Annotated in this window: 23 protein-coding genes; 20 read left to right on the top strand and 3 right to left on the bottom strand. The window is 62.1% G+C overall.

The genetic code is table 11. The features are described 5' to 3' along the window. The first annotated feature begins 113 nt into the window (after nt 1–113). Genes hisB through coaA form a run of 9 tightly spaced genes read left to right on the top strand, consistent with a single transcriptional unit; the run spans nt 114 to nt 5545 of the window. Nucleotides 114–722 carry an imidazoleglycerol-phosphate dehydratase HisB gene (gene hisB, locus RHE_RS00245; RefSeq protein ID WP_011423451.1) on the top strand — a complete coding sequence of 203 codons (609 nt, stop codon included), beginning with the start codon at nt 114–116 and terminating at the stop codon, nt 720–722. Between the two features lie 21 nt (nt 723–743). Further along, entirely contained in the window at nt 744–1229 is a 486-nt protein-coding gene (locus RHE_RS00240) for a DUF2628 domain-containing protein (protein ID WP_011423450.1), read from the top strand. Nucleotides 1230–1231: 2 nt separating this feature from the next. Further along, a complete protein-coding gene (gene hisH / locus RHE_RS00235) occupies nt 1232–1882 on the top strand; it encodes an imidazole glycerol phosphate synthase subunit HisH (RefSeq protein ID WP_011423449.1) in 651 nt (216 codons plus the stop codon). Between the two features lie 52 nt (nt 1883–1934). Beyond that, nucleotides 1935–2117: a hypothetical protein gene (locus tag RHE_RS00230; protein WP_042117679.1), complete on the top strand. Its 183-nt coding sequence runs from the start codon at nt 1935–1937 to the stop codon at nt 2115–2117. After that, the gene (locus tag RHE_RS00225) at nt 2114–2671 is read left to right on the top strand and encodes a hypothetical protein (RefSeq protein WP_011423448.1); all 558 of its coding nucleotides are present in this window, start codon (nt 2114–2116) and stop codon (nt 2669–2671) included. The genes RHE_RS00230 and RHE_RS00225 overlap by 4 nt, the downstream gene beginning before the upstream one ends. A 6-nt stretch (nt 2672–2677) precedes the next feature. After that, complete coding sequence (hisA, locus tag RHE_RS00220; protein ID WP_011423447.1) at nt 2678–3424, top strand: 1-(5-phosphoribosyl)-5-[(5-phosphoribosylamino)methylideneamino]imidazole-4-carboxamide isomerase; 747 nt, start codon at nt 2678–2680, stop codon at nt 3422–3424. Next, nucleotides 3425–4213 carry an imidazole glycerol phosphate synthase subunit HisF gene (gene hisF / locus RHE_RS00215; protein WP_011423446.1) on the top strand — a complete coding sequence of 263 codons (789 nt, stop codon included), beginning with the start codon at nt 3425–3427 and terminating at the stop codon, nt 4211–4213. A 16-nt stretch (nt 4214–4229) separates the two neighbouring features. After that, entirely contained in the window at nt 4230–4553 is a 324-nt protein-coding gene (locus RHE_RS00210) for a phosphoribosyl-ATP diphosphatase (protein WP_011423445.1), read from the top strand. Further along, nucleotides 4550–5545 (top strand): type I pantothenate kinase, encoded by a 996-nt coding sequence (gene coaA, locus RHE_RS00205; RefSeq protein WP_011423444.1) that lies wholly within the window; start codon nt 4550–4552, stop codon nt 5543–5545. Before RHE_RS00210 ends, coaA begins: the two co-directional genes overlap by 4 nt. A gap of 14 nt (nt 5546–5559) precedes the next feature. Here the strand turns inward: coaA and RHE_RS00200 are convergent, their stop codons facing one another. The 3 genes from RHE_RS00200 to RHE_RS00190 all read right to left on the bottom strand — a co-directional run bounded on the left by RHE_RS00200 (nt 5560) and on the right by RHE_RS00190 (nt 8329). Continuing rightward, nucleotides 5560–6171, bottom strand: coding sequence for an alpha-ketoglutarate-dependent dioxygenase AlkB family protein (locus RHE_RS00200; RefSeq protein ID WP_011423443.1), 612 nt, complete (start codon nt 6169–6171; stop codon nt 5560–5562). Nucleotide 6172: 1 nt separating this feature from the next. After that, on the bottom strand, nt 6173–6610 hold the full coding sequence (arfB, locus tag RHE_RS00195) for an alternative ribosome rescue aminoacyl-tRNA hydrolase ArfB (protein WP_011423442.1): 438 nt from the start codon (nt 6608–6610) through the stop codon (nt 6173–6175). Between the two features lie 108 nt (nt 6611–6718). Next, nucleotides 6719–8329: a phosphoenolpyruvate carboxykinase gene (locus RHE_RS00190; protein WP_011423441.1), complete on the bottom strand. Its 1611-nt coding sequence runs from the start codon at nt 8327–8329 to the stop codon at nt 6719–6721. Between the two features lie 338 nt (nt 8330–8667). Between RHE_RS00190 and RHE_RS00185 the strand changes: the two genes are divergently transcribed. The 11 genes from RHE_RS00185 to addA all read left to right on the top strand — a co-directional run bounded on the left by RHE_RS00185 (nt 8668) and on the right by addA (nt 25885). Beyond that, a complete protein-coding gene (locus RHE_RS00185) occupies nt 8668–9405 on the top strand; it encodes a response regulator transcription factor (RefSeq protein WP_194291625.1) in 738 nt (245 codons plus the stop codon). A gap of 76 nt (nt 9406–9481) precedes the next feature. Beyond that, on the top strand, nt 9482–11272 hold the full coding sequence (locus RHE_RS00180) for a sensor histidine kinase (RefSeq protein ID WP_041678510.1): 1791 nt from the start codon (nt 9482–9484) through the stop codon (nt 11270–11272). Continuing rightward, nucleotides 11269–11718, top strand: coding sequence for an HPr kinase/phosphorylase (locus tag RHE_RS00175; RefSeq protein ID WP_020920025.1), 450 nt, complete (start codon nt 11269–11271; stop codon nt 11716–11718). The genes RHE_RS00180 and RHE_RS00175 overlap by 4 nt, the downstream gene beginning before the upstream one ends. A gap of 150 nt (nt 11719–11868) precedes the next feature. Beyond that, nucleotides 11869–12270, top strand: coding sequence for a PTS sugar transporter subunit IIA (locus RHE_RS00170; RefSeq protein WP_011423437.1), 402 nt, complete (start codon nt 11869–11871; stop codon nt 12268–12270). A 9-nt stretch (nt 12271–12279) separates the two neighbouring features. Then, nucleotides 12280–12555, top strand: coding sequence for an HPr family phosphocarrier protein (locus RHE_RS00165; protein ID WP_011423436.1), 276 nt, complete (start codon nt 12280–12282; stop codon nt 12553–12555). A gap of 144 nt (nt 12556–12699) precedes the next feature. Next, entirely contained in the window at nt 12700–14100 is a 1401-nt protein-coding gene (ahcY, locus tag RHE_RS00160) for an adenosylhomocysteinase (RefSeq protein WP_011423435.1), read from the top strand. A gap of 203 nt (nt 14101–14303) precedes the next feature. Next, on the top strand, nt 14304–16886 hold the full coding sequence (locus RHE_RS00155) for a PAS domain-containing sensor histidine kinase (protein WP_011423434.1): 2583 nt from the start codon (nt 14304–14306) through the stop codon (nt 16884–16886). Continuing rightward, on the top strand, nt 16883–18397 hold the full coding sequence (locus RHE_RS00150; protein WP_011423433.1) for a bifunctional tRNA (adenosine(37)-N6)-threonylcarbamoyltransferase complex ATPase subunit type 1 TsaE/phosphotransferase: 1515 nt from the start codon (nt 16883–16885) through the stop codon (nt 18395–18397). Before RHE_RS00155 ends, RHE_RS00150 begins: the two co-directional genes overlap by 4 nt. Nucleotides 18398–18410: 13 nt before the next feature. Next, the gene (locus RHE_RS00145) at nt 18411–19142 is read left to right on the top strand and encodes a nucleotidyltransferase family protein (RefSeq protein ID WP_011423432.1); all 732 of its coding nucleotides are present in this window, start codon (nt 18411–18413) and stop codon (nt 19140–19142) included. 4 nt (nt 19143–19146) lie between these two features. Beyond that, nucleotides 19147–22341, top strand: a complete 3195-nt coding sequence (gene addB / locus RHE_RS00140) for a double-strand break repair protein AddB (protein WP_011423431.1) — start codon at nt 19147–19149, stop codon at nt 22339–22341. After that, on the top strand, nt 22334–25885 hold the full coding sequence (addA, locus tag RHE_RS00135) for a double-strand break repair helicase AddA (RefSeq protein ID WP_011423430.1): 3552 nt from the start codon (nt 22334–22336) through the stop codon (nt 25883–25885). Before addB ends, addA begins: the two co-directional genes overlap by 8 nt. Nucleotides 25886–25935 lie beyond the last annotated feature (50 nt).

Raw genomic sequence — 25935 nt, 5'->3', positions numbered from 1 at the left:
CCCTATGTAAGCAGGCCTGAGCCGATTGCAAATGGGGGCTTTTCTCCTCCGCGGCTTCTGGATATTTGCCGATGCGCCTGATAAGGAACGGCTTCATTCCGATGGAGGGCCACATGGCCGAGACTGCAGCAAGCCGTACGGGCAGCGTTGCCCGCAAGACCAACGAGACGTCGATTTCCGTTTCCGTCAATCTCGACGGCACCGGCAAATCGAAGATTTCGACCGGCGTCGGCTTCTTCGACCATATGCTCGACCAGCTTTCGCGGCATTCCCTCATCGACATGGAAATCGAAGCCAAGGGCGACCTGCATATCGACGATCATCATACGGTCGAAGATACCGGCATTGCGATCGGCCAGGCGATCTCGAAAGCGCTCGGCGACCGCCGGGGCATCACGCGCTACGCCTCGATCGATCTCGCCATGGACGAGACGATGACCAAGGCGGCGGTCGATCTTTCGGGTCGGCCCTTCCTCGTCTGGAATGTCGCCTTCAGCGCACCGAAGATCGGCACCTTCGACACGGAACTCGTGCGCGAGTTCTTCCAGGCGCTCGCCCAGAACGCCGGCATCACCTTGCATCTTCTCAACCATTATGGCGCCAACAACCACCATATTGCCGAGACATGCTTCAAGGCGGTCGCCCGCGCGTTGCGCACGGCGACAGAGATCGATCCGAGACAGGCGGGCCGTGTTCCCTCGACGAAGGGCACGCTCGTCTGAGCCCCTCAGGGAGCGGCGACAATGACCTCCAGCTATATTTTCCTGACACCGCCCGGCGGCGGGAGCGCAGCGACCGATGAGGTGCGCACAATTCGCGACGGCTTTACCTGGCTCGGCTTCCTGTTTCCATGGGCTTGGCTTCTGGTGCACCGGCTATGGCTGCATGCGGCCGCGGCGTTTCTCCTGCAAGGAATCGGTGCTGCACTGATGGACGAACCCGGTCTGGGGCCGGCGGGCGCGGCGATCATGCTGGGCGTGAATATACTGGTCGGTCTCGAGGGCCAGAATTTCCGCATCCGCAACCTTGCCGCCAAGGGCTGGAATGAAGACGCGCTCGTTGCAGCCGATAAGCTCGATATTGCCGAGCAGGTCTATTTTGCGGACAAGGCGGTCCCTGCGGGGAGTGACGACACCGTCGCACCGGACCGGCAGAACAAGCCCGGTGCGAACATCCCGCACGGTCAGGCGATATCGCTCGGTCTCTTTGGTTTTGATGGAGGACGCTGACGATGCGCGTCGCGATTATCGATTATGGTTCCGGCAACCTTCGTTCGGCGACCAAGGCTTTCGAACGTGCCGCGCGCGAGGCGGGCATCGATGCGCACATCGATCTCACCGCTAAGGCGGAGGACGTTGCTGCGGCCGATCGTATCGTGCTGCCCGGCGTCGGCGCATACGCCGATTGCCGGCGTGGACTGGACGCCGTGCCCGGCATGAGCGAAGTGCTGATCGAGGCTGTCGAGAATAAGGCGCGGCCTTTCCTCGGCATCTGCGTCGGCATGCAGCTCATGTCCTCGCGCGGTCTGGAGAAGACCGTGACACGCGGCTTCGGCTGGATTCCGGGCGATGTCATCGAGATGACGCCTGACGATCCCTCGTTGAAGATTCCGCAAATCGGCTGGAACACGCTCGACCTGAAGCGCAAACATCCGCTGTTCGACGGCATTCCCACCGGGCCGCAGGGACTGCACGCCTATTTCGTGCATTCCTACCATCTTGCCGCCCAAGACCCCGAGGATGTCATTGCGACCGTCGATTATGGCGGCCCGATGACCGCCCTCGTCGGGCGCGACAACATGGTGGGCGCCCAGTTTCACCCGGAAAAGAGCCAGAAGCTCGGCCTCGCCCTGATCGCCAATTTCCTGCGCTGGAATCCGTAATACCTCCGCCTTATTTCCTCTTTATGGAAAGGGCGGAACGGGAGTGCACTCGATGCCGGCTTCGCAGAAATCAGGCAAGGTGTTCTATATGCTGCGGCCCTCCCGAGAGGGTCTGCCTTCCTTCTCGGACATCCGGCTTCCCGACGGGACGATCATTCGCCGTGTCGACGAAGCCCTCCATAAAAGGGCGCTTTCCAACGCGGCCAAGGCATTGAAAGAAAGGCTGGACCGATGATCCACGAATTCCTTGCCGGCAACGAGAATTCGCAGCTGCGCGCCAATGGGATCAACGCCGGCGATATCACCGAAGCCGTGCTGGAATTCTACATCGAAGGCGAAGACGATCTGATCGGCCTGCTTGCCTATGCCCTTTACGAGCGGCAAAAGCGCGATTTCGTCGTCAGCTATCGCAAGCGGAATGCCGGCCGTTCGCCCAATGAGGCCGAGCTTGCCGCCGTTTCCAGCAACTATCTCTCCACCGACCTGCGCAATACGCTGCGCGATCGCGCCTCGCAGATTCTTTCGAGCTATGCCGAGACCTATGTGGAGGCGATGGAGCCCGAAATCCGGCTCGCCGCCGTCAACAGCGACGCCCTGCGGCGGGTTCGCGAGATCGAGAAATCCGTGAAGAAGCGCCTCGGCTTCTGGCGCCAGGTGCGTGCCGGCTTCATCGTCATCCTTCTGCTTCTGCTGCTTCTGAGCGCGGCCGCCATTGCCGCTGTCTTTTTCCGCTCGGATATCGTAGATGCGTGGAATGCGCTGATGGCAGCGATCACTCTACGGACGTAAGACGATATGATCCTTTTTCCCGCGATCGATCTGAAGGGCGGCCAATGCGTCCGCCTCAAGCTCGGCGACATGCAGCAGGCAACGGTTTACAACACCGATCCGGCCGCCCAGGCGAAATCCTTCGAAGACCAGGGCTTCGAATGGCTGCATGTGGTCGATCTCGATGGCGCCTTCGCGGGCCATTCGGCCAATGGCGACGCCGTCGAGGCGATCCTGAAGGCGACTAAAAATCCAGTGCAGCTCGGCGGCGGCATCCGCACGCTCGACCACATCGAAGCCTGGCTGTCGCGCGGGTTGCGGCGGGTCATCCTCGGCACCGTCGCGGTTCGAAATCCTGAGCTGGTCATCGAGGCCTGCCGGAAATTTCCCGGCCGCGTCGCCGTCGGCATCGATGCCAAGGGCGGCAAGGTGGCGGTCGAGGGTTGGGCTGAAGCTTCCGAACTCGGCATCATCGAACTCGCCAAGAAATTCGAGGGCGCCGGTGTTGCCGCAATCATCTACACCGATATCGACCGCGACGGCATCCTGACCGGCATCAACTGGAGTTCGACGCTGGAACTCGCCGACGCGGTCTCCATTCCCGTCATTGCCTCGGGCGGCCTCGCCTCGCTTAACGACATCAAACGGATGCTGCAGCCCGATGCACGAAAGCTGGAAGGAGCGATCTCCGGCCGTGCGCTTTACGACGGCCGCATTGACCCCAAGGAAGCGCTGGCGCTGATCAACGCCAACAGGGCCAAGGAGACTGCGTAAATGACCCTCAAGGCTCGTGTCATTCCCTGCCTCGACGTCAAGGACGGCCGCGTCGTCAAGGGCGTCAATTTTCTCAATCTCGTCGATGCCGGCGATCCGGTCGAAGCGGCGAAAGCCTATGACGCGGCCGGCGCCGACGAGCTCTGCTTCCTCGACATCACCGCATCCTCGGACAATCGCGAGACGATTTTCGATGTCGTGGCGCGCACGGCCGAGCAATGCTTCATGCCGTTGACGGTCGGCGGCGGCGTCAGAACCATTGCCGACATCCGCAAGCTCCTGCTGTGCGGCGCCGACAAGGTGTCCATCAACTCGGCAGCCGTCAGCAATCCTGATTTCGTCGCCGAGGCGGCCGACAAGTTCGGCGACCAGTGCATCGTCGTCTCGATCGACGCCAAGCGCAGGCGCACGCAAGCGGTCGGCGGCGACAATTTCAGCGCCTGGGAAATCTATACGCATGGCGGCCGCAACGCGACCGGCATCGATGCCATCGAATTCGCGCAGAAGATGGTGGCGCGCGGGGCCGGCGAACTGCTGGTCACCTCCATGGACCGGGACGGCACCAAAGTCGGCTACGACCTGGAGCTGACGCGGACGATCGCCGATGCGGTGCGTGTGCCGGTCATCGCATCCGGCGGCGTCGGCGACCTCGACGATCTTGTCGCCGGGGTCAAGGAGGGCCATGCCAACGCCGTGCTGGCCGCATCGATCTTCCACTTCAACACCTATACCGTCGGCGAGGCAAAACACTATATGTCGAAGTGCGGCATCGACATGCGTCTCGACTGAAGCCTGAGAACGAACAATGAGCGGATTTTCCCTTTCCGACCTCGAACGCATCGTCGAAGAGCGATCGAAAGCCTCACCGGAGCAGTCCTGGACAGCCAAACTCGTGGCCGCCGGCCAGCCGAAGGCGGCGAAGAAGCTCGGCGAAGAGGCAATCGAAGCGGTGATGGCGGCGGTGACGGGCGATCGCAACAATCTGACCTATGAAGCCGCCGACCTGCTCTATCACCTATTGGTCGTATTGAAGATTGCTGAAATACCGCTAGAGAATGTCATGGCCGAACTCGAGCGCAGAACCGCGCAGTCCGGTCTCAAGGAAAAGGCCAGCCGGCAGAGTTCATGAGTATCGCGACTGAGATTATCGGGGTGCCGGAGATATTGGATCACTTCCAGTCTGAATCCTATTCGCCCTACCATTTCTTCTCTTCCGAGCAATGGGCGAAATTCCGCGCCGACACGCCGCTGACGCTGACCGGCGACGAGGTCAAGCGGCTGCGCTCGATGGGCGACCCGATCGATCTCGACGAGGTCCGGCGCATCTATCTCTCGCTGTCGCGCCTGCTCTCGTCGCATGTCGAATCCTCGCAGATGCTGTTCGACCAGCGCAACCGCTTCCTCAGCATGTCGGATGTGACGAAAACGCCTTTCGTCATCGGCATCGCCGGCTCGGTCGCTGTGGGAAAATCGACCACAGCCCGTATCCTAAAGGAGCTCCTGGGCCGCTGGCCTTCCAGCCCGAAGGTCGATCTCATCACGACGGATGGCTTCCTCCACCCGAACGCGGTGCTGCAGCGGGAAAAGCTGATGCAGCGCAAGGGTTTCCCGGAAAGCTACGATACGGGCGCAATCCTGCGCTTCCTGTCGGCGATCAAGGCCGGGCGGCCTGATGTGAAGGCGCCGTGTTATTCGCACCTCGTCTACGACGTGCTGCCGGACGAATACAAGATCGTCGACCGGCCCGACATCCTGATTTTCGAAGGCATCAACGTGCTGCAATCGCGCGACTTGCCGGCCGACGGCAAGATCGTGCCGATGGTGTCCGACTTCTTCGACTTCTCGATCTATATCGATGCTGCGGAAGATGAGATCCACAACTGGTATGTGACGCGCTTCATGCGGCTGCGGGAAACCGCCTTCCGCGATCCCAATTCTTATTTCCATCGCTACGCCTCGATCACCGATGCGGAAGCGCTTGAAATCGCCGAAGATCTCTGGACGAACATCAACCTGAAGAACCTGCGCCAGAACATCCTGCCGACGCGGCCGCGCGCCGATCTCATCCTGAAAAAGGGCAAGGATCATCTGATCGAACAGGTCGCGCTCAGGAAACTATAGCAGGCGATCAATATTCACGGACGAACGCGGCGCAGCGTCAGATTGATGCGGCCGCCGTTCTTCAACAGCGTCGATGTCGCAGGGTAGATGCGGTCGACGCCATGGTAACAAAGCCTCCCCTCGCCGCCCAGCACGACCAGATCGCCGCTCGCAAGCTTGAAGGATAGCGTACGATCATTGCGGTTGAGGCCGCCGATACGGAAGCGGCAGCTGTTGCCGAGCGAGATCGAGACGACCGGCGCCTGCAGATCCTGTTCGTCCTTATCCTGATGCAGGCCCATGCGGGCGTCGTCGGAATAGAAATTGACGAGGCAGGCCTCCGGCGGCTTCTCATAGCCGGAAACGTCATTCCAGATATCGAGCAAAAGCTTCGGCATCTGAGGCCAGGACCTGCCGGTTGCCGGATGCGTCGGCTGATAACGATAGCCGCGCTCCTTGTCCGTTACCCAGCCGAGCGGCCCGCAGTTGGTCATCCTGACCGACATCGGCTTGCCGGTGCCGGGCATGACGGGCACATAGAGCGGCGCCTCGGTGACGACGGCACGGATCAGCTCGACCAATTCCTCCTGGTGCGCCCGGTCGAGATAGCCGGGCAGATGTCGGATGCCGTTGAGGAGCTCGGGCATGTCATTCGCCGCCGCCGGGGCGGCCGCGCATTTTCTTGACTTCCGAGCGGCCGGATTTTTCCTTCAGACGGCGCTCGACCGAACCTTTGGTCGGCTTTGTCTTCTTGCGCGGCGGCGGCGGCGGCTTGGCCGCCTCCAGAATCAGTTCCTTCAGCCGCTCGCGCGCATCGTCGCGGTTGCGGTCCTGGCTGCGAAAGCGGCTCGCCTCGATCATCAGCACACCCTCTTTCGACATACGCCGGCCGGCGAGCTTGATCGCGTTGGCCTTGACGCGATCATTGAGGGAAGGCGAATTCGCGATGTTGAAGAACAGCTGGACCGCGGTCGAAACCTTGTTGACGTTCTGCCCACCGGGACCGCCCGCCAGAACGAACTGTTCCGTCAGTTCCCATCCCGCGATGGTGATCCTGTCATCGATGTAGAGCGCGTCGCTGGCCATGCGGCGTTCTATCTCATATCGGCCGCCAATTGAAAACATCGGCCATCAACGAGAAAACCCGGCCATCCTGCAATGCCGGGTTTCACGTGAATCAGGAGTTGATTCTTCTTATTCGGCGGCGGCCTTTACGCCCGGGGCCGCATCGCGGACGCCGCCATCAACGTGATCTTCGAACTTGGCGAAGTTGGCGATGAACATCGAGACCAGCTTTTCGGCCTGCGCGTCGTAGGCAGCCTTGTCAGCCCAGGTCGAGCGGGGATCGAGAATGCTGCCGTCGACGCCATCGACGGAAACCGGCACGGCAAAGCCGAAATTCGTATCCGTGCGGAATTGGAGCTGGCCGAGTTTGCCGCTGAGGGCGGCAGCGAGAAGGCCGCGCGTCGCCTTGATCGGCATGCGCTTGCCGGTGCCGTAGGCGCCGCCGGTCCAGCCGGTGTTAACGAGCCAGCACTCGACGCCGTGGCGGCTGATCAGCTCCTTGAGCAGATTGCCGTATTCGGCCGGATGACGCGGCATGAAGGGCGCGCCGAAGCAGGTGGAGAAGGTCGCTTCCGGCTCGACGACACCCTTTTCGGTGCCGGCCACCTTGGCGGTGTAGCCGGAGAGGAAGTGATACATCGCCTGATCGGGCGTCAGGCGCGCGATCGGCGGCATGACGCCGAAGGCGTCGGCGGTCAGCATGATGATCGTCTTCGGATGCCCGGCCCGGCCGGTTTCCGAGGCATTCGGGATGAAATGCATCGGGTAGGCGCAACGGGTATTTTCAGTCAGCGAACCGTCGTCGAAATCGGGCTCACGCCGTTCGTTGAGGACGACGTTTTCGAGCACTGTGCCGAAGCGCTGCGTCGTTGCGTAGATTTCCGGCTCGGCCTCGGCCGAGAGGCGGATGGTCTTGGCGTAGCAGCCGCCTTCGAAGTTGAAGATGCCGTTCTCGCTCCAGCCATGTTCATCGTCCCCGATCAGCGTGCGGGCCGGATCGGCCGAAAGCGTCGTCTTGCCGGTGCCGGAAAGACCGAAGAAGACCGCCGCGTCTCCGTCCGGACCGACATTGGCCGAGCAGTGCATCGGCATGACACCCTTGGCCGGCAGCAGGTAGTTGAGCACGGTGAAGACTGACTTCTTCATTTCGCCGGCATAGGAGGTGCCGCCGATGAGAACGAGACCGTTGGTGAGATCGCAGGCGATCACCGTTTCCGAACGGCAGCCGTGGCGCGCCGGATCGGCCTTGAAGCTCGGCAGATCGATGATCGTCAGCTTCGGCACGAAGGTCGGCAGCGCCGCCGCCTCGGGGCGGATCAGCAGATTGCGGATGAACAGCGAATGCCAGGCCAATTCGGTGATGACGCGCGTCGGCAGGGCATGACCTTCCTCGGCACCGCCGACAAGATCCTGGGCGAACAGATCCTTGCCCGCTGCATGCGCCAGCATGTCGTCGCGCAGCAGCGCAAAATGTTCCGGCGAGAGCGGCTTGTTGTTGTCCCACCAGATCTGGCCATCGGTATTGGCATCGCGAACGACGAATTTGTCGCGCGGCGAACGGCCCGTATGCTGACCGGTGAGGGCCCGAAGCGCGCCCTGGGCGGTCAGTTCGGCTTCACCCCGGCGGATCGCTTCTTCATAGAGCGCTGCGGCGGAAAAGTTATAGCGGACGCTGGCTGCGCCGCCCAATCCAACCGTTGCAAGCTCCGTTGCCGGGTTATGAACTCCGAACTTTTCCATGGCTGGTTCCCTTTGCTCAGGCTCGTTGCCGTTAAAACTGAGCGGAAAAATACGGTGAGAAATTTTAAAAGACAAGAGATAAAAACGGAGAAAATATAGTAATATCAAATAATTAATCGATTTAAATTTGTTTCGTTCTTTTTAAATCGTTTGAAGAGCCGCGTTGAAACATTCCCGCGTACAACTTAGGGAAGCGGGGGATTTTTACAACAATCTTCCTCTTTATCTTTGCCACAATTTGTTCCACCTTTATCCTCCATAAGCGCATCCGGTCATTGAGACCGCCTGGGGACGACCAAAATCCGGGAGATTGCGCACTGATGACGGAGACCAACACCATGCCGACAATCGCGCTCGTTGACGACGACCGCAACATCCTCACCTCGGTGTCGATCGCACTGGAGGCCGAAGGATACAAGGTCGAGACCTATACGGACGGTGCCTCGGCGCTCGACGGCCTTCTGGCGCGACCGCCGCAGCTGGCGATCTTCGATATCAAGATGCCGCGCATGGACGGCATGGAACTGTTGCGCCGCCTGCGGCAGAAATCGGATATTCCGGTCATTTTCCTCACCTCCAAGGATGAGGAGATCGACGAACTGTTCGGCCTGAAGATGGGCGCGGACGATTTCATCACCAAGCCTTTCTCGCAGCGCCTGCTGGTGGAGCGCGTCCGCGCCGTCCTGCGTCGCGCCTCGAGCCGCGAAGCCGCAGCCGCCGGTGGCACGAGCCCTGGCGGTGCGCCGAAAGCCGGCGCGGTGCAGCAGGCCCGCTCGCTGGAGCGCGGACAGCTGGTCATGGACCAGGAGCGCCATACCTGCACCTGGAAGGGCGAGGCAGTGACGCTGACGGTGACCGAGTTCCTGATTCTGCATTCGCTGGCGCAGCGCCCCGGCGTCGTGAAAAGCCGCGACGCGCTGATGGATGCAGCCTATGATGAACAGGTCTATGTCGACGACCGGACCATCGACAGCCACATCAAGCGGCTGCGCAAGAAATTCAAGATGGTCGATACCGACTTTGATATGATTGAAACACTCTACGGAGTGGGATACCGCTTCCGCGAAGCAGCGTGAGCCCGAGCGGCACAGCTGGAAATGTTGAAGGTTGCCGGCCGGTTTATCCGGCCCAACCTTTCGAAAGGGCCTGTCATTGGCACAGTTGGTGCAGGAAAGGGATTTGGACGATGCGGAGGGCGTGAGCACCCGTCGCGTCCGGGGCCGCCGTTGGTCGCATCCCTTTACGCTGATCCGCCGCATCTTCGGCAATGCGGTGTTTTCCAGCCTGACGCGACGCATCCTGTTCTTCAACCTCGTCGCGCTGGTGGTGCTCGTCGGCGGCATCCTCTACCTCAACCAGTTTCGCGAAGGGTTGATCGACGCCCGCGCCGAAAGCCTGTTGACCCAGGGTGAAATCATTGCCGGCGCCGTTTCGGCCTCCGCGTCGGTCGATACGAACTCGATCACCATCGATCCGCAGAAGCTGCTCGAATTGCAGGCCGGCCAGAGCATCACCCCGGTGCCGAACGATGAGGATCTGGAATTTCCGATCGATCCGGAAAAGGTCGCGCCGGTTCTGCGCCGGCTGATCTCGCCGACGCGCACACGCGCGCGCATCTTCGATGCCGACGCCAATCTGCTGCTCGATTCGCGTCACCTCTATTCGCGCGGCCAGGTGCTGCGCTTCGATCTTCCGCCGGTCGAAGAAGAGAAGCAGACCTGGAGCGATTGGTTCGCGACGCTGTTCAACAAGGCGCTGCAGCCGGGCAATCTGCCGCTCTATAAGGAAGCGCCGGGCGGCGACGGCTCGATCTATCCCGAGGTGATGAACGCGCTGACCGGCGTGCGCGGTGCAGTCGTGCGCACCACCGAGAAAGGCGAGCTCATCGTTTCCGTCGCCGTTCCGATCCAGCGCTTCCGCGCCGTGCTCGGCGTGCTGTTGCTGTCGACGCAGGCGGGCGATATCGACAATATCGTACATGCCGAACGGCTGGCCATCATGCGCGTCTTCGGCGTGGCGACGCTCGTCAACGTACTGCTGTCGCTGGTGCTCTCATCGACGATCGCCAATCCGTTGCGCCGTCTCTCGGCGGCCGCCATCCGCGTTCGCCGCGGCGCCAAGACACGTGAGCAAATTCCGGACTTTTCCGCCCGCCAGGACGAAATCGGCAACCTCTCCATCGCGTTACGCGAGATGACGACAGCGCTCTATGACCGCATCGACGCGATCGAGAGCTTTGCCGCCGATGTCAGCCACGAGCTCAAAAACCCGCTGACCTCGCTGCGCAGCGCCGTCGAAACACTGCCGCTCGCGAGGTCGGAGGATTCGAAGAAACGGCTGCTGGACGTCATCCAGCACGATGTCCGCCGTCTCGATCGCCTGATCAGCGATATTTCCGACGCCTCACGGCTCGATGCCGAACTCGCACGCGTCGACGCCGCTTCCATCGACATGGAGGTGCTGCTGCGCGACCTGATCGACGTCTCGCGCCAGATCAGGGGCAGCAAAAAGCAAGTGCAGATCGACTATGTCGTCGAACGCAAGCCGAACATCAAGACGCGCTTCATCGTTAACGGTCACGACCTGCGCATCGGCCAGATCGTCACCAATCTGATCGAGAATGCCCGCTCCTTCGTCCCCGAAAAAGACGGCAGGATTACCGTGCGGCTGATGCGGACACGGTCGCGCTGTGTCACCACGATCGAAGACAACGGTCCCGGCATCCAGGCGGAAAATATCGATCGTATCTTCGAGCGCTTCTATACCGACCGGCCGGAATCGGAAGGTTTCGGCCAGAATTCGGGGCTGGGCCTGTCGATCAGCCGCCAGATCGCCGAAGCGCATGGCGGGTCACTCAGAGCAGAGAACATTACCGACGCCGAAAGCGGGCAGGTGCTCGGTGCGCGCTTTATTCTCGCCCTGCCCCTCGATCCAGCCGCATGACGGCGGCCGCCAACATCCATGCCACGGCGATCGTCGTCGGCAGAACGGGGCTGCTGTTCAGCGGTCCCTCGGGCTGGGGGAAATCGATGCTGGCTTTCACCTGCATGACCGAGGCGCGCCGCCTGGGGCTGTTCACGGCGCTTGTCGCCGATGATCAGGTGCTTCTGTCGGGAGAGACCGGCACGGTGATCGCCACCTGTCCGCCGTCGATCGCCGGGCTCATCGAACTTCGCGGCACCGGCATCGTTCGGCAGGATCACGTCCCCCAGGCGGCCATGCATTACGTCGTGCTTCCGGGCAGCGCTTCCGGCGAAAACCGCGTGCCTCCCGAGGGTGAAATCGTCAGCCTTGCAGCCGGTGTTTCACTTCCCGCGTTGCGGTTGCTCACAGGCGTGTCTTCACCGCTTGCAATCCTGATGGCAAAAGCGCCTGACATCGGAGATTGAGGCCATCCGGATTGATCAATCTGCCTTATATATTTGCATTTTTATCTTGCACTTCGGCTTTTCATAGCCAAGATGTGCCCCCACCGGTGGACGTAATTGCTGCATTGCGATATTGGGGCCACCGTTTGCGTATATGGGAGCAGTAATATCATGATCGGACTTGTGCTTGTCACTCATGGCAAGCTGGCTGAAGAGTTTCGTCATGCTGTCGAGCACGTCGTCGGTCCTCAGAAATTCATCGAGACGGTCTGTATTGGCCCCGAAGACGATATGGACCAGAGACGGCAGGACATTCTGCAAGCCGTTTCCGGCGCCGATGACGGCCATGGCGTTGTCATCCTCACCGACATGTTCGGCGGCACGCCGTCCAACCTCGCCATCTCGGTCATGAGCAGCGGCCACACCGAAGTCATTGCCGGCATGAACCTGCCGATGTTGATCAAGCTCGCCGGCGTACGCGGCGAGAACAACATGGAGAAGGCGCTGGTGGAGGCTTCCGAAGCCGGGCGGAAATATATCAATGTCGCGAGCCGCGTGCTCAGCGGAAAATAACGGCGCTTCATGACATCGCTTTCCCGGGAACTCCTTATCATCAACAAGCGCGGCCTTCACGCTCGCGCTTCCGCTAAATTTGTGCAGATGGTCGAGAATTTCGATGCAGCCATCACCGTTTCCAAGGATGGAATGACGGTCGGCGGGACCTCGATCATGGGTCTCATGATGCTTGCCGCAAGCCCCGGCTCCAGCGTCGTCGTTTCGGCAAGCGGCAGCCAGGCTCAGGAAGCCCTGGAGGCCCTGGATCAGCTGATCCAGAACAAGTTCGGCGAAGAAATGTGAGCTCGGCCGAGTTCATATAAACATATAAAGACTTCTTTATATCCTTATTGCCATCCCAGGCGAAGCCTGCTAAACGGCGGATATGCTGTGCGCTTGCTTGCGCCTGCGCCAATTTTTGAGACTCTTTTCAGCCTGGAGACCTCTATGAGCACTGAAAAAGATTATGTCGTCGCCGATATCGGGCTTGCGGACTTCGGCCGCAAGGAAATTACGATCGCCGAAACCGAAATGCCGGGGCTGATGTCCTGCCGCGCCGAGTTTGGCGAGGCAAAGCCGCTGAAGGGCGCGCGCATCACCGGTTCGCTGCACATGACCATCCAGACGGCCGTGCTGATCGAAACCCTGGTTGCGCTCGGCGCCGAAGTCCGCTGGGCGTCGTGCAACATCTTCTCGACGCAGGATCATGCCGCTGCGGCGATCGCCGCGGCCGGCGTTCCGGTTTTCGCCATCAAGGGCGAGTCGCTCGAGGATTACTGGGTCTATACCGACAAGATCTTCCAGTGGGCCGATGGCGGCCTTTCCAACATGATCCTCGATGATGGCGGCGACGCCACCATGTACATCCTGCTCGGCGCCCGCGCCGAAGCCGGCGAGGACGTGCTCTCCAACCCGCATTCCGAAGAAGAGGAAATCCTCTTCGCCCAGATCAAGAAGCGCCTTGCCGCTTCCCCGGGCTGGTTCACCAAGCAGCGCGACGCCATCAAGGGCGTCACCGAGGAAACCACGACCGGCGTTAACCGCCTCTATCAGTTGAGCCAGAAGGGCCTGCTGCCCTTCCCGGCGATCAACGTCAACGATTCCGTCACCAAGTCGAAGTTCGACAACAAGTATGGCTGCAAGGAATCACTGGTCGACGGCATTCGCCGCGGCACCGACGTGATGATGGCCGGCAAGGTCGCCGTCGTCTGCGGTTACGGCGACGTGGGCAAGGGTTCCGCTGCCTCGCTCTCCGGCGCCGGCGCCCGCGTCAAGGTTACGGAAGCGGATCCGATCTGTGCTCTGCAGGCCGCCATGGACGGGTATGAAGTCGTGCTGCTCGAAGACGTCGTTTCGTCGGCCGATATCTTCATCACCACGACCGGCAACAAGGACGTCATCCGCATCGATCATATGCGGCAGATGAAGGACATGGCCATTGTCGGCAATATCGGCCATTTCGACAACGAGATCGAAGTTGCAGCACTTCGTAACCTCAAGTGGACGAACGTCAAGCCGCAGGTCGACCTGATCGAATTCCCCAAGGGCAACCGCATCATTCTTCTTTCCGAAGGTCGCCTGCTCAACCTCGGCAATGCCACGGGGCATCCCTCCTTCGTGATGTCGGCGTCCTTCACCAACCAGACGCTGGCCCAGATCGAGCTCTTCACCAAGCCCGGCCAGTACGAGAACAAGGTGTATATCCTGCCGAAGCACCTCGATGAGAAGGTCGCGCGCCTGCATCTCGACAAGCTCGGCGTGAAGCTTACTCAGCTCAGCGAAGAGCAGGCAGCCTATATCGGCGTGAAGCCGCAGGGTCCGTTCAAGTCCGACCACTACAGATATTGATCTCGTCGTCGATATCCACAAGATGTAGAAGCCGCGGCATTGACAAATGTCGCGGCTTATTTTTTGGCCTCTCCCTTCCCGCCGATTCCCTTCCGAAGTATTGTTTTAAGACTTGATTCGTAGCGCCGGACCCTGTCCGACCGCTCCGAAAATGGGATGTCTTGTCGTAATGCGGCACATTGAAGGACGGAGACATACCGCGGATGTCGGAAGTGAAAAACAGCCTGCCCGGTCAGGCGGATGACGGCCCTCGCGCCGGTCGCCGCCCGCTCTCGGCAGGCCGAGACTATAAATCTGCAACGGCACACGAGGCCGCAAAGCAAGAGCATGGATCATTGGCGCGCTTCCTGAAAACGTGCGTGGCCGGCACGGCGCTTGCCGCCCTGGCGCGGCCGGTTCTGGCGCAAGGCGAGCAGCAGGCGGCTGCGGCTCACCTCTTCACCTCCTCGCAGGTCGTCGGCGTCTCCGTCGTCATCGGCGTCATATCGGCGGCCCTGCTCTCGACGCTGTGGCTGGTGCGCCAGCGCGGAAATCTCGAAAATGAGAGCCGGGAAATCCGCTCGGCGCTCTCCGATGCCCAGCAGCGCATTTCGCAATATCAGGCGCTGATCGCCGACAAGAACCGGCGGATCGTCATCTGGGACGGGAATGCGCGCCCGGAACTGCTTGGCCAGCTCCCGCCCGAGACCGGCGCGCCGCAGGACGGCGAATTCCTGGCCTTCGGCCTCTGGCTGAAATCCCACTCCGCCTCGGAGCTGGAAAAGGCGATCGACCGCCTGCGCGACGGGGCGCAGAGCTTCGACATGGTGGTCGAGACCATCCGCGATGAAATCCTCGAGGCGCAGGGTCGGGTTTCCGGCGGACGCGCCTTTGTCCGCTTCGTGGCGCTCAACAATCTGCGCGCCGAGCTTGCCGAACTCAGGATCGAGCGCGACCGGCTGATGACCTCGATCTCGGCCTTCCAGACCATGCTCGACGCGATCGACATGCCGGCCTGGCAGCGCGACCCGGTGGGCCGCCTCACCTGGGTCAACCAGGCTTATGGCGACGCAGTCGAGGCACGCTCGCCGCAGCAGGCGATCAACGAAGGCCGCGAGATGCTGACGACCGTGGCGCGCGAACGAATCCGTGCGGTGACGACGCCGGAATCGCCTTTCCATGACACGATCTCGACCGTCGTGCGCGGCAACAGGACATTCTTCGACGTCGTTGACGTCAAGGTCCCTGGCGGCTCGGCCGGTATCGCGATCGATGTATCGGACATAGAGGCGGTGCGCGCCGAGCTGGAACGGACGCTGAAGAGCCATGCCGAAACTCTCGACCATCTCGCCACACCCGTCGCCATCTTCGACGGTGAGCGCCGGCTGCAATTCTACAACCATGCCTTCGTGGCACTCTGGGAACTCGATATCGCCTTCCTCGAAAGCCGGCCTGATAATAGCGAGCTGCTCGAGCGCCTGCGCGCGGCCAAGAAGCTGCCGGACCAGCTCAACTGGAAAAGCTGGAAGGAAGCGGCGCTTTCCGTCTATCGCGCGCTCGACACGCAATCGGATCTCTGGCACCTGCCCAACGGCCAGACGCTGCGTGTCTTTGCCACCGCCCACCCGCAGGGCGGCGCCACCTGGGTATTCGAAAATCTGACCGAGCAGGTCGATCTGGAAACGCGCTACAACACGCTGGTCAAGGTGCAGGGCGAAACAATCGATCATCTTTCCGAAGGTGTGGCGGTGTTCGGACCCGATGGACGCATCCGCCTGTCGAATCCGGCCTTCCGGGCGCTCTGGGGCATTACCGAAACCGAAGCCAAGCCTGGCACCCATATCCGCGCGTTGGGCGAGGCCTGCGCGCCGTCCTATGACCGGCCGGACGGATGGAAGACCTTCGCGGAACTGATCACCAGCTTCGATGACGAACGCCGCTCGAGCCAGGGAACGCTGGAACTCTTCTCCGGCCTCGTGCTCGATTACGCCGTCATCCCGCTGCCGAACGCGCAGACCATGCTGACCTTCGTCAACATGACGGACAGCGTGCGGGCCGAGCGGGCATTGACCGAGAAGAACGAGGCGTTGCGTAAAGCCGACGAGTTGAAAAACGACTTCGTTCAGCATGTTTCCTATGAACTTCGCTCACCGCTGACCAATATCATCGGCTTTACCGATCTGCTGCGTACGCAGGGGGTTGGGCCGCTGAATGAACGGCAGGCCGAATATATCGACCACATTTCCACATCGTCCTCGGTTCTGCTGACGCTCGTCAACGATATTCTCGACCTTGCGACGGTCGATGCCGGCATCATGCGGCTCAACTATGCCGAGATTGATCTCAACGACCTGCTCGACGACGTCTCGATGCAGATCGCCGATCGGCTGCACGAAAGCGGCGTTGCCCTCGAAATCACCGCCCCCGCCTATCTCGGCTCGATCATCGCCGATCCGCAGCGGCTGAAGCAGATCCTGCTGAAGCTTCTTGCCAATGCAGCGAATTTCTCGCCGGAGGGCGCCTCGATCTCGCTGGAATGCCATCGCGAAGGCACGGATTTCGTGTTCTCCGTTCGTGATCGCGGTCCCGGCATTTCGCCCGACATGATCGCGACCGTCTTCGACCGGTTCGCGACGGGGGCTAAAAGCGGCAAACGCGGCGGCGCCGGCCTCGGACTCTCGATCGTCGACAGCTTCGTCAGTCTGCATCATGGCGACGTGACGATCGACAGCGAGCCGGGCAAGGGCACGACGGTCGTCTGCCGTATCCCCTCGGTCAACATCCCGCATTCCGCCGCCGCCGAATGACGACCCACGATACCATCTCGCTGTTCCTGAAGGACGAAGCGGCCACCATTCGCCTCGGCGAAGACCTGGCCTTGGCCTTGAAGGCCGGCGATTGTCTTGCCCTGTCGGGCGATCTCGGCGCCGGCAAATCCTCGCTCGCCCGTGCGATCCTGCGTGCCATTGCCGATGACGACGGGCTCGAAGTCCCGAGCCCCACCTTCACACTGGTGCAATCCTACGACCTGCGCATCCCGGTTTCGCACTTTGACCTCTATCGGCTCGGCGATCCCGACGAATTGACCGAACTCGGCTTCGACGAGGCCCTGCAGAACGGCATCTGCCTCGTCGAATGGCCGGAGATGGCCGCGAGCGAATTGCCTACAGAACGCATCACCTTGACGCTGGCGCATGAAGGCAACGGCCGCCGGGCGACGATCAGCGCCGCCGACGCGCAGGCTTCTCGCGTCCATCGGGTCCTCGCCATCCGCGATTTCCTCAACGAGGCTGGTTATGCCGATGCCAAGCGCCGGTTCCTGACCGGCGATGCCTCGCTGCGCGCCTACGAGGCGATCTATCGGGAGAATACCGAGCGTCGCGACATCCTGATGGACTGGCGGCCGCATCCCGAAGGGCCGCCGGTCCATGACGGCAAGCCCTATCCCAAGGTCGCGCATCTTGCACAGAACGCCTATCCCTTCGTCGCAATTGCCGATGCGCTACGCGAACGGGGTTTTGCGGCGCCGGAGATTTATAAGGTCGATTATGAGCAGGGCATCCTGCTCATTGAGGATCTCGGCACGGAAGGCGTGCTCGATGACGCTGGGCGGCCGATCGCCGAGCGTTACCGGCAAAGCGTCGCCTGTCTTGCCCATCTTCATTCCATGCAATTTCCCCAGGACATACCGGTTTCCGCCACGCATGCGCATCACATACCGGACTTCGATCGCACGGCGATGAAGATGGAAGTGCAGCTTGTGCTCGACTGGCACATCGCCTGGAAACGCGGCACCGCCCCCTCGGACAGCGAGCGCAAGGTATATCTGGCGATCTGGGACGCTCTGATCGATGAACTTGCCACGGCCGAAAAGAACCTGCTGCTGCGCGATTTCCACTCGCCGAACATCATCTGGCGGCCGCAGGAGCCGGGCATCAAAAAGATCGGTCTCATCGACTTCCAGGACGCCATGATCGGCCCCACGGCCTATGATCTCGCCTCGATCGTCCAAGATGCGCGGGTGACGATCGAGCCGGAGCTTTTCCGGCAGCTGATGGGTGATTATCTCGGTCTTCGCCGCGCGCAGGGCGGCTTCGACGAAGCGGGCTTCTTGAAGGCCTGGGCGATCATGTCGGCGCAACGCAATTGCAAGCTTGCAGGTCTGTGGGTGCGGCTCTTGCAGCGGGACGGCAAGCCCGGTTACCTCAGACATATGCCGCGCACGCTCGCCTATCTCCAAGTCGCGCTCGAGCACGAGGCGCTTGCCCCCTTGCGCGATTGGTGCGCAAGGGCTGGAATAGACCAGAGCGAATCATAAGTTTCGGATCAAGATGACCATCAGACAAGCCATGGTACTGGCCGCGGGTCTCGGGACCCGGATGCGCCCGATCACCGATACGATTCCGAAGCCGTTGGTGAAGATCGACGGCAAGCCGATGATCGATTATGCGCTGGACGCGCTCGTTTCGGCCGGCGTCGAGCGGGCCGTCGTCAACGTTCACCACCATGCCGAGCAGATGCTCGACCATCTCGGCAAGTATCGCGGTCTCGACATGGTCATATCGGACGAGCGGGACGGGCTGATGAATTCCGGTGGAGGCCTGGCGAAGGGCCTGACGCTGCTGAACCGTGACAATGTCTTCGTCATGAATGCCGATCTCTTCTGGATCGGCGAACAGCCGGGACGGCCGACGAACCTGCAACGCTTAGCCGGATTCTTCGATGCAGAACGCATGGACATGGCGCTGCTTTGCGTTAGGATTGAGGATACGACGGGTCACAACGGCAAGAACGATTTCAGCCTCGCTGCAGATGGCCGGCTGACGCGGTATCGCGACGATCCGTCCAATCCCGTCGTCTATGCCGGGGCGATCGCCATGAACCCGGCGCTGCTTGACGATGCGCCGAAGGATGCCTTCAACCTCAATATCTATTTCGACAAGGCGATCGCGCGCCGACGGCTGTTCGGCATTATGCTCGAAGGCCATTGGCTGACTGTGGGAACGCCAGAGGCGATCGGCGAAGCGGAGGAAACAATCCGCCGACTGCGGGCGTTCGCGTGATCTCATGGCGGACCGGCACCAGCCACGCATCCTGACGATCCCGGCGGGCCTGCCCTTCCTGAAAACGCTGGCGACAACGCTTTGCGACGGGCGCCTGACGCCGCTCTTCCGGCATGAGTCCGATGATCCGCTGTCGCTCGCCAGGGTGACGATCTACCTGCCGACCCGGCGCGCCGTGCGTGTGCTTCGTTCGGAATTCGTCGACCTGCTTGGCGGCCGATCGGCGATCCTGCCGGTGATCCGTCCTCTCGGCGAAACCGATGACGACAGTGGCTATTTCGAAGAGGCACTGCCGGCAACCATCGATCTCGCCCAGCCGCTGTCGAATACCGCTCGGCTCTTGGAATTGGCACGGCTGATCCTTGCCTGGCGAAACAAGTTGCCGGAGATCGTCCGTCATATTCATTCGGACTCGCCGCTCGTTGCGCCGGCCAGCCCGGCGGATGCGATCTGGCTCGCCCGAAACCTCGCGGAGCTGATCGATTCCATCGAAACCGAGGATCTCGACTGGACGGAACTGTCGAAGCTCGACACCGGCGACTACGCGGCCTGGTGGCAGCTGACGGCGGAGTTCCTGCAGATCGCCAGCGCCTTCTGGCCGGAGCGGCTTTCCGAGCTTGGCAAGTCTTCGCCGGCGCGGCACAGAAACGCCATTCTGCGGGCAGAAGCAACCAGGATTTCGGCGACGAAACCTGCCGGGCCGATCATTATCGCCGGTTCAACGGGTTCGGTTCCTGCCACGACCGATCTCATCGCCGCCGTTGCAAATCTGCCGGAAGGCGTGATCGTCCTTCCAGGCCTCGATCTCTCCATGCCCGAAAGGCATTGGCAAATGGTAGCGCCGGAACCGCTACCTGGCCAGCATTCCAATCCGGCCAGCCGGAGCCATCCGCAATATGGCCTGTCGTCGCTGCTGAAAAGGTTGAGGCTGACACGAGGCGACATCAGCCTGCTTGACAGGCCGGAGGCCGATCTCAATCGGCGCGCCGAAATCCTGTCGCGCGCGCTCGCCCCGGCAGAGGCGACCAGCGACTGGGGAGCCTGGAAGGGCGCGCTGCCCGAGGGAGCGCTGGATTCAGCCTTTGCCGATGTTTCGCTGATCGAAGCCGCCAATGAGCGCGAGGAAGCAACCGCGATTGCCATCGCACTCCGGCTGGCATTGGAAAGGCCGGGACGGGACGGCGAAAGCCGGGCAGCGCTGATCACGCCGGACCGCAATCTCGCCCGTCGGGTGATGGCCGAACTTTCCCGCTTCGGGATCCTCGCCGACGATTCGGCCGGCACCCCGCTTTCGGCCACACCGCAAGGCACCTTGTTGCAACTGCTGCTGGAGGCGGCGCTGCGGCCGGGCGATCCGGTGGCGATCGTGTCACTGCTCAAACATCCGCTGGCGCGCTTCGGCCTCGAGCGCGACGCCCTGATTTCTGCGACCGAGGCGCTCGAGCTGTTGGCACTGCGCGGCGGCGTGGCGGAGGTGGATATCAGTGCGCTGGAGTTGCTCCTGACCCACCAGCTCGGCGAACAGGTCCTCGACCGACACGCGCCGCAATGGCGAAAGGCGCTGCCCGCCGAGGCGGCCAATGCCGCATCCGAGCTTGCCCGCCGGGTCACCCGCGCAACACAGCCTCTTGCTTCCGCGCTGGTCCGGCACCGACCGGAGGAGCGCGGCAAGACGGCGCGTTTCACACTGTCCGAATGGGCGGAGCGGACCGGCCGCTCGCTCGAAGCGGTCGCGGCAGATCCGCACGGCAATCTTGCCGATCTCTGGTCGCACGAGGCAGGCGACGCCCTTGCCTCGCTTCTTGGCGAAGTGATCGACACGGATGGCCAGATCGAGGCCGACGGACCGCAATGGATCGACATCATGGCAGCGCTCGCCGCCGGCCATGCCGTGAAACCTCGGGCGCTCAACCATCCCCGCCTCTTCATCTTCGGCACGCTCGAAGCCCGCTTGCAGAGCGTCGACACGCTGATCCTCGGCGGGTTGAACGAAGGCTCCTGGCCAGGGCAGAGCGCAAACAATCCCTTCATTCCACGCATGATGAAGACGGAGATCGGGCTCGAACCGCCGGAGCGGCGCATCGGCCAGCTGGCGCATGATTTCGAGATGGCGAACGGCACTCGCCACCTGATCTATTCGAGAGCGCTGCGCCAAGGTTCGACACCGACCGTCGCCTCACGCTGGCTGCAGCGGCTGCTGGCGCTCGGCGGAGAGGCATTTGAAGCGGCATTGAGAGGGCGCGGCAACCGGTATCTGCAATGGGCCGGTCTCATCGATCGGGGAGAGGCCCAGGCACCGGCGCAGCGGCCCTCGCCGAAACCGCCGCTGGCGCTGCAGCCGAAATCCTATTCCTTCAGCGAGGTCGGACGGCTGCGCCGCGATCCTTATGCGATTTATGCCCGTCGCATCCTGCGGCTCGATCCGGTCGACGCGTTCAACCGGGATCCGGGAGCGGCCGAACGCGGAACGCTCTATCACACGATCATCGACCGGTTCATCCGCGAAGCCCATGTGGCTGGCACGCCGGAGGCGGCAGCGGCGATGGAGTGGATCCTCACCGAGCTTTTCGACATGGAGAAGCTGCCGCCACATATCGATGCCGTCTGGCGGCCGCGCTTTCGCGAAGTGGCCCGCGCCTTCCTCGAATGGGAGGCCGGACGGCGTCCCGCCATCCGCAGGACGCTGACGGAAGTTCGCGGCGGCGTGGAGCTGGAGGCGATCAATATCCGGCTGAACGGCGTTGCGGACCGGATCGATATTACAGGACCGGGAGCGGCCGATATCATCGACTACAAGACCGGCTACAACCCTTCACCGGCACAGGCCCGCGCGCTTCTCGATCCGCAGCTCGCGCTGGAAGCGGCGGCTTTGAGCGCCGGCGCCTTCCGCGATGCCGGCAGTCTCATCCCGCAGGATCTGCTCTATGTCCGTCTGCGTCCGGGACGCCGGTTCCAGGTCGATACGGTGAACAACGAGAATTCGGCCCGCAGCGACAAGGCGAAATCGGCGATGGACCTTGCCGGGGACTCGGTCGACCAGTTGATCAAGTTCGTCAGTTTGCTGCAGTCCGGCGAAAAGGGCTTCACCTCGCGGCTCATTCCGGCGCAGCAATTTGATTTCGGCGGCGACTATGATCATCTCGCCCGCGTCTCCGAATGGTCGACGGCCGAGACTGAGGAAGGCGGCAGCGATGAGTGACCCGACCGCACTTCCGACTGACGACGATCCCGGCGCCTGGATCGGCTGGACTACGATCCAGCAGGCGATCGCCTCCGATCCCGAGCGCTCCGCCTGGGTCTCGGCCAATGCCGGTTCCGGCAAGACGCATGTTCTGACCCAGCGTGTCATTCGTCTGCTGCTTGCCGGCGCGCGGCCTTCCGCCATTCTCTGCCTGACCTATACCAAGGCCGCGGCCTCCGAAATGTCGAATCGCGTCTTCGAACGGCTGGCGGACTGGGTGGTGCTCGACGACGAAGATCTCAGCCGGCGGATCATGCAGATCGAGGGGACGGCGCCCGACGCGCTGAAACTCGCGGAGGCGCGCCGGCTGTTTGCGAAGGCGCTGGAAACGCCGGGCGGGTTGAAGATCCAGACGATCCATGCCTTTTGCGAAGCGCTGCTGCACCAATTCCCGCTGGAGGCCAATGTTGCCGGGCATTTCTCGGTCCTCGACGATCGCGCGGCGGCGGCACTGCTTTCCGATGCGCGCCGGGCGCTGCTGACGGCGACCGCGCCGGTAGAAGGCAGCGCCCTTGCCGAGGCTTTCGCCTATGTGCTCAATCTGGGCGACGAATCCGGCCTGGAGAACCTGCTCGCCGACATCGTCGCCAATCGCAACGCCATTCGCCGCTTCACGACGGCTGCCGAGCGACGCGGCGGCGTGGAGGCTGTTCTGCGCGACAGGCTCGGCCTTGCCGCCGGCGATACGGAAAGCCGGATCGCGGCGCAATATTGGCCGTTGCCGGAGCTTTCGGGCCGCATTCTGGAGCTTTATCTGTCCCTTGCCGACCAGAAGGGCGGCGCCAAGGCGCAGGAGGTTGCTTATGGCCTCAGGCTCGCCGGCCGGGAGCGCGACGATGACAGGCGCGCCGAAATGCTGGAGAAAATCTTCCTGACGGCAAAAGGCGAGCCTAAATCGGACTCGCAGTTCCTGGTCAAGGCCATGCTTGCGGAAGCGCCGCAATTGACGAGCGCCATCGCCGTCGCCCGCGCGCATGTTGCGGCAAGCCGTGACCGGTTGAAAATGATGCGAATGTTCGGCGCCACTCAGGCGGCGCTGGTGCTCGCCGGTCGGCTGAATCACGATTACGAGGAGCTGAAGAAGCAGCGCAGCCAACTGGATTTCGAGGACCTGATCACCCGCACCGCCGACCTGCTGACAAAGAGTGGCGTCGGTCCCTGGATCCATTACAAGCTCGACCGAGGTATCGATCATATCCTCGTCGACGAGGCGCAGGATACCAGTCCGATCCAATGGAGCGTCATCCAGTCGCTCGCCGAGGATTTCTTTTCCGGCGAGAGCGCCCGGCCGGGCGTGCGCACGCTCTTTGCCGTCGGCGACGAGAAACAGTCGATCTACTCCTTTCAGGGGGCACGGCCCGAGCGTTTTTCCGAAGAGAGCGACCGGACGCGGCGGCGGGTCTCCGACAGCGGGCTGAGCTTTTCCTCCGTGCGGCTGCCGCTCTCCTTCCGCTCAACCGCCGACGTGCTCGAGGCCGTCGACGAGATTTTCAGGACATCGGACAATGCGCGGGGTCTCAGCGCCGTCGGTGAGCCGGTCGTGCATCGATCCAGCCGCATCGGGCATCCGGGCGCCGTCGACCTCTGGGAAGTGGTCGCGCCGGAAGCGGTGGTGAAGGAGGAGGATTGGACGGCGCCCTTCGATGCGACACCGGAAAGCGCGCCGGCTGCAATCCTCGCGCGGCGGATCGCCCATTCGATCGGGACGCTCGTCGGCCGTGAAACGATCGTCGACAAAGGTAAGGAGCGGCTGATCGAGGCCGGCGACATCCTCGTTCTGGTGCGCAAGCGCGACGCCTTCGTCAATGCCTTAACCCGCGCCTTGAAGCGCCGCGGAGACATTCCCGTCGCCGGCGCCGACCGACTGACGCTGACCAGCCATATCGCCGTGCAGGATCTGCTGGCGCTCGGTCGTTTCCTGCTTCTGCCGGAGGACGATCTTTCGCTCGCTGCCGTGCTCAAAAGCCCGCTTTTCGATCTTTCCGAGGACGATATCTTTGCAATCGCCGGCCTGCGGGACGACAACGAGAGCGTCTGGAGCCATCTCAAAAGGTTTGCGGCCGACGGCACCGAACGTTTCCGTGCTGCCGTCGAAAGGCTGGAGCTGTTTCTTCGGCAGTCGAGGCATCTGTCGGTCCACGATTTCTATGCGCGCGTGCTGGGCAGCCATGGCGGGCGGCGGCAATTTCTTGCCCGCCTCGGCACCGAGGTCAGCGATATTCTAGACGAGTTCTTGACCTTTACCCTCGACCACGAGAGTTCCGGCCTCCCCGGGCTGCAATCCTTCATCTCAACGCTGGAGCTCGAAGCGCCAGAGGTGAAGCGTGAGCAGGACAAGGGGCGCAACGAGGTCAGGATCATGACCGTGCATGCCTCCAAGGGTCTTGAAGCACCAATCGTCTTCCTCGTCGACGGCGGCTCCAAGCCCTTCACGCATACGCATCTGCCGAAGCTTCGCCTGATCGAAACGGACGCCGACGAGCCGCCGCTGCCGGCCTGGGTTCCCGTCTCCGACCTCGCCAATTCGCTGACGCAAAACGATGCAGCGCGGATCCAGATGCTGGCGGAAGAGGAGTATCGTCGCCTGCTTTATGTCGCCATGACGCGGGCTGCCGACCGGCTGGTCGTCTGCGGCTATCGTGGCGTTCGTGTCAATAACGATACCTGGCACATGATGATTTCCACCGCGCTCAGCGAAGGCCATCCGCATGTGGAGGCGGCCACCTTCTCCGGCCCAGACGGGGAATGGCCGGGCATCCGATGGCGTGTGCCGCGGGTGGAGCGGCGCTTCGAGCGTATCGATCGCAGCGAAGCGCACGACAGCCAGGAGGCGTTGCCGGAAGGTCTGTCGCGGCCACTGCCGCCGCAGGCTGAGCTGCCCCGCCCCCTCAGCCCGTCCGGCGCCGGGACGATCGTCGACGAAGACGAGGGCAGCTTGTTTGTCGCTTCGCCGCTGTTCGGCGAGAAAGAGCGCAGCGATCATTCGCTGGAAAAGGGCAGGCTGATCCATCGCATGCTGCAGGCGCTTCCCGACATTCCGCCGGTCGAACGGCCGGATGCCGCGAGCCGCTATGCCGAGCGGGCGGCGCGGCTCTGGCCGGAAGCGGAACGCCGCCGGCTCGTCGATTCGGTTGTGAAACTAATGGACGAAGAGGGTCTGCAGCCGGTTCTCGGGGCAGAGGCCCGGCCGGAAGTTTCGATCATGGGAACATTGACGCTTGAAGACAGGCGTTATGCGGTCTCCGGCCGTATCGACCGGCTGGCCGTGCTTGCCGATCGCATCGTCATTCTCGACTACAAGACCAATCGGGTGCCACCTTCGACTGAGGAGGCGATCCCTTTCGCACATAAGGCTCAGCTCGCGATCTATCGTGAGATCCTGGCGCCGCTCTATCCCGGCAAACGCATCGACTGCATGCTCGTCTATACCGAGAATGCGTCGCTCTATACGCTGAGTGAAAAGGCGCTCGGTTTGGCGCTTGCAGGACTCAAGACAAAGTGAAATACCGGACATTGAAAATTTGGCGCCGCACCATCACATGTGGTTCAACA

Origin of the sequence: Rhizobium etli CFN 42, assembly GCF_000092045.1 — a bacterium.
In the GTDB taxonomy this organism is placed as follows: domain Bacteria; phylum Pseudomonadota; class Alphaproteobacteria; order Rhizobiales; family Rhizobiaceae; genus Rhizobium; species Rhizobium etli.
Note: the sequence above shows the minus strand (reverse complement) of the source record. Positions and strands in the feature narration are given on the sequence as shown.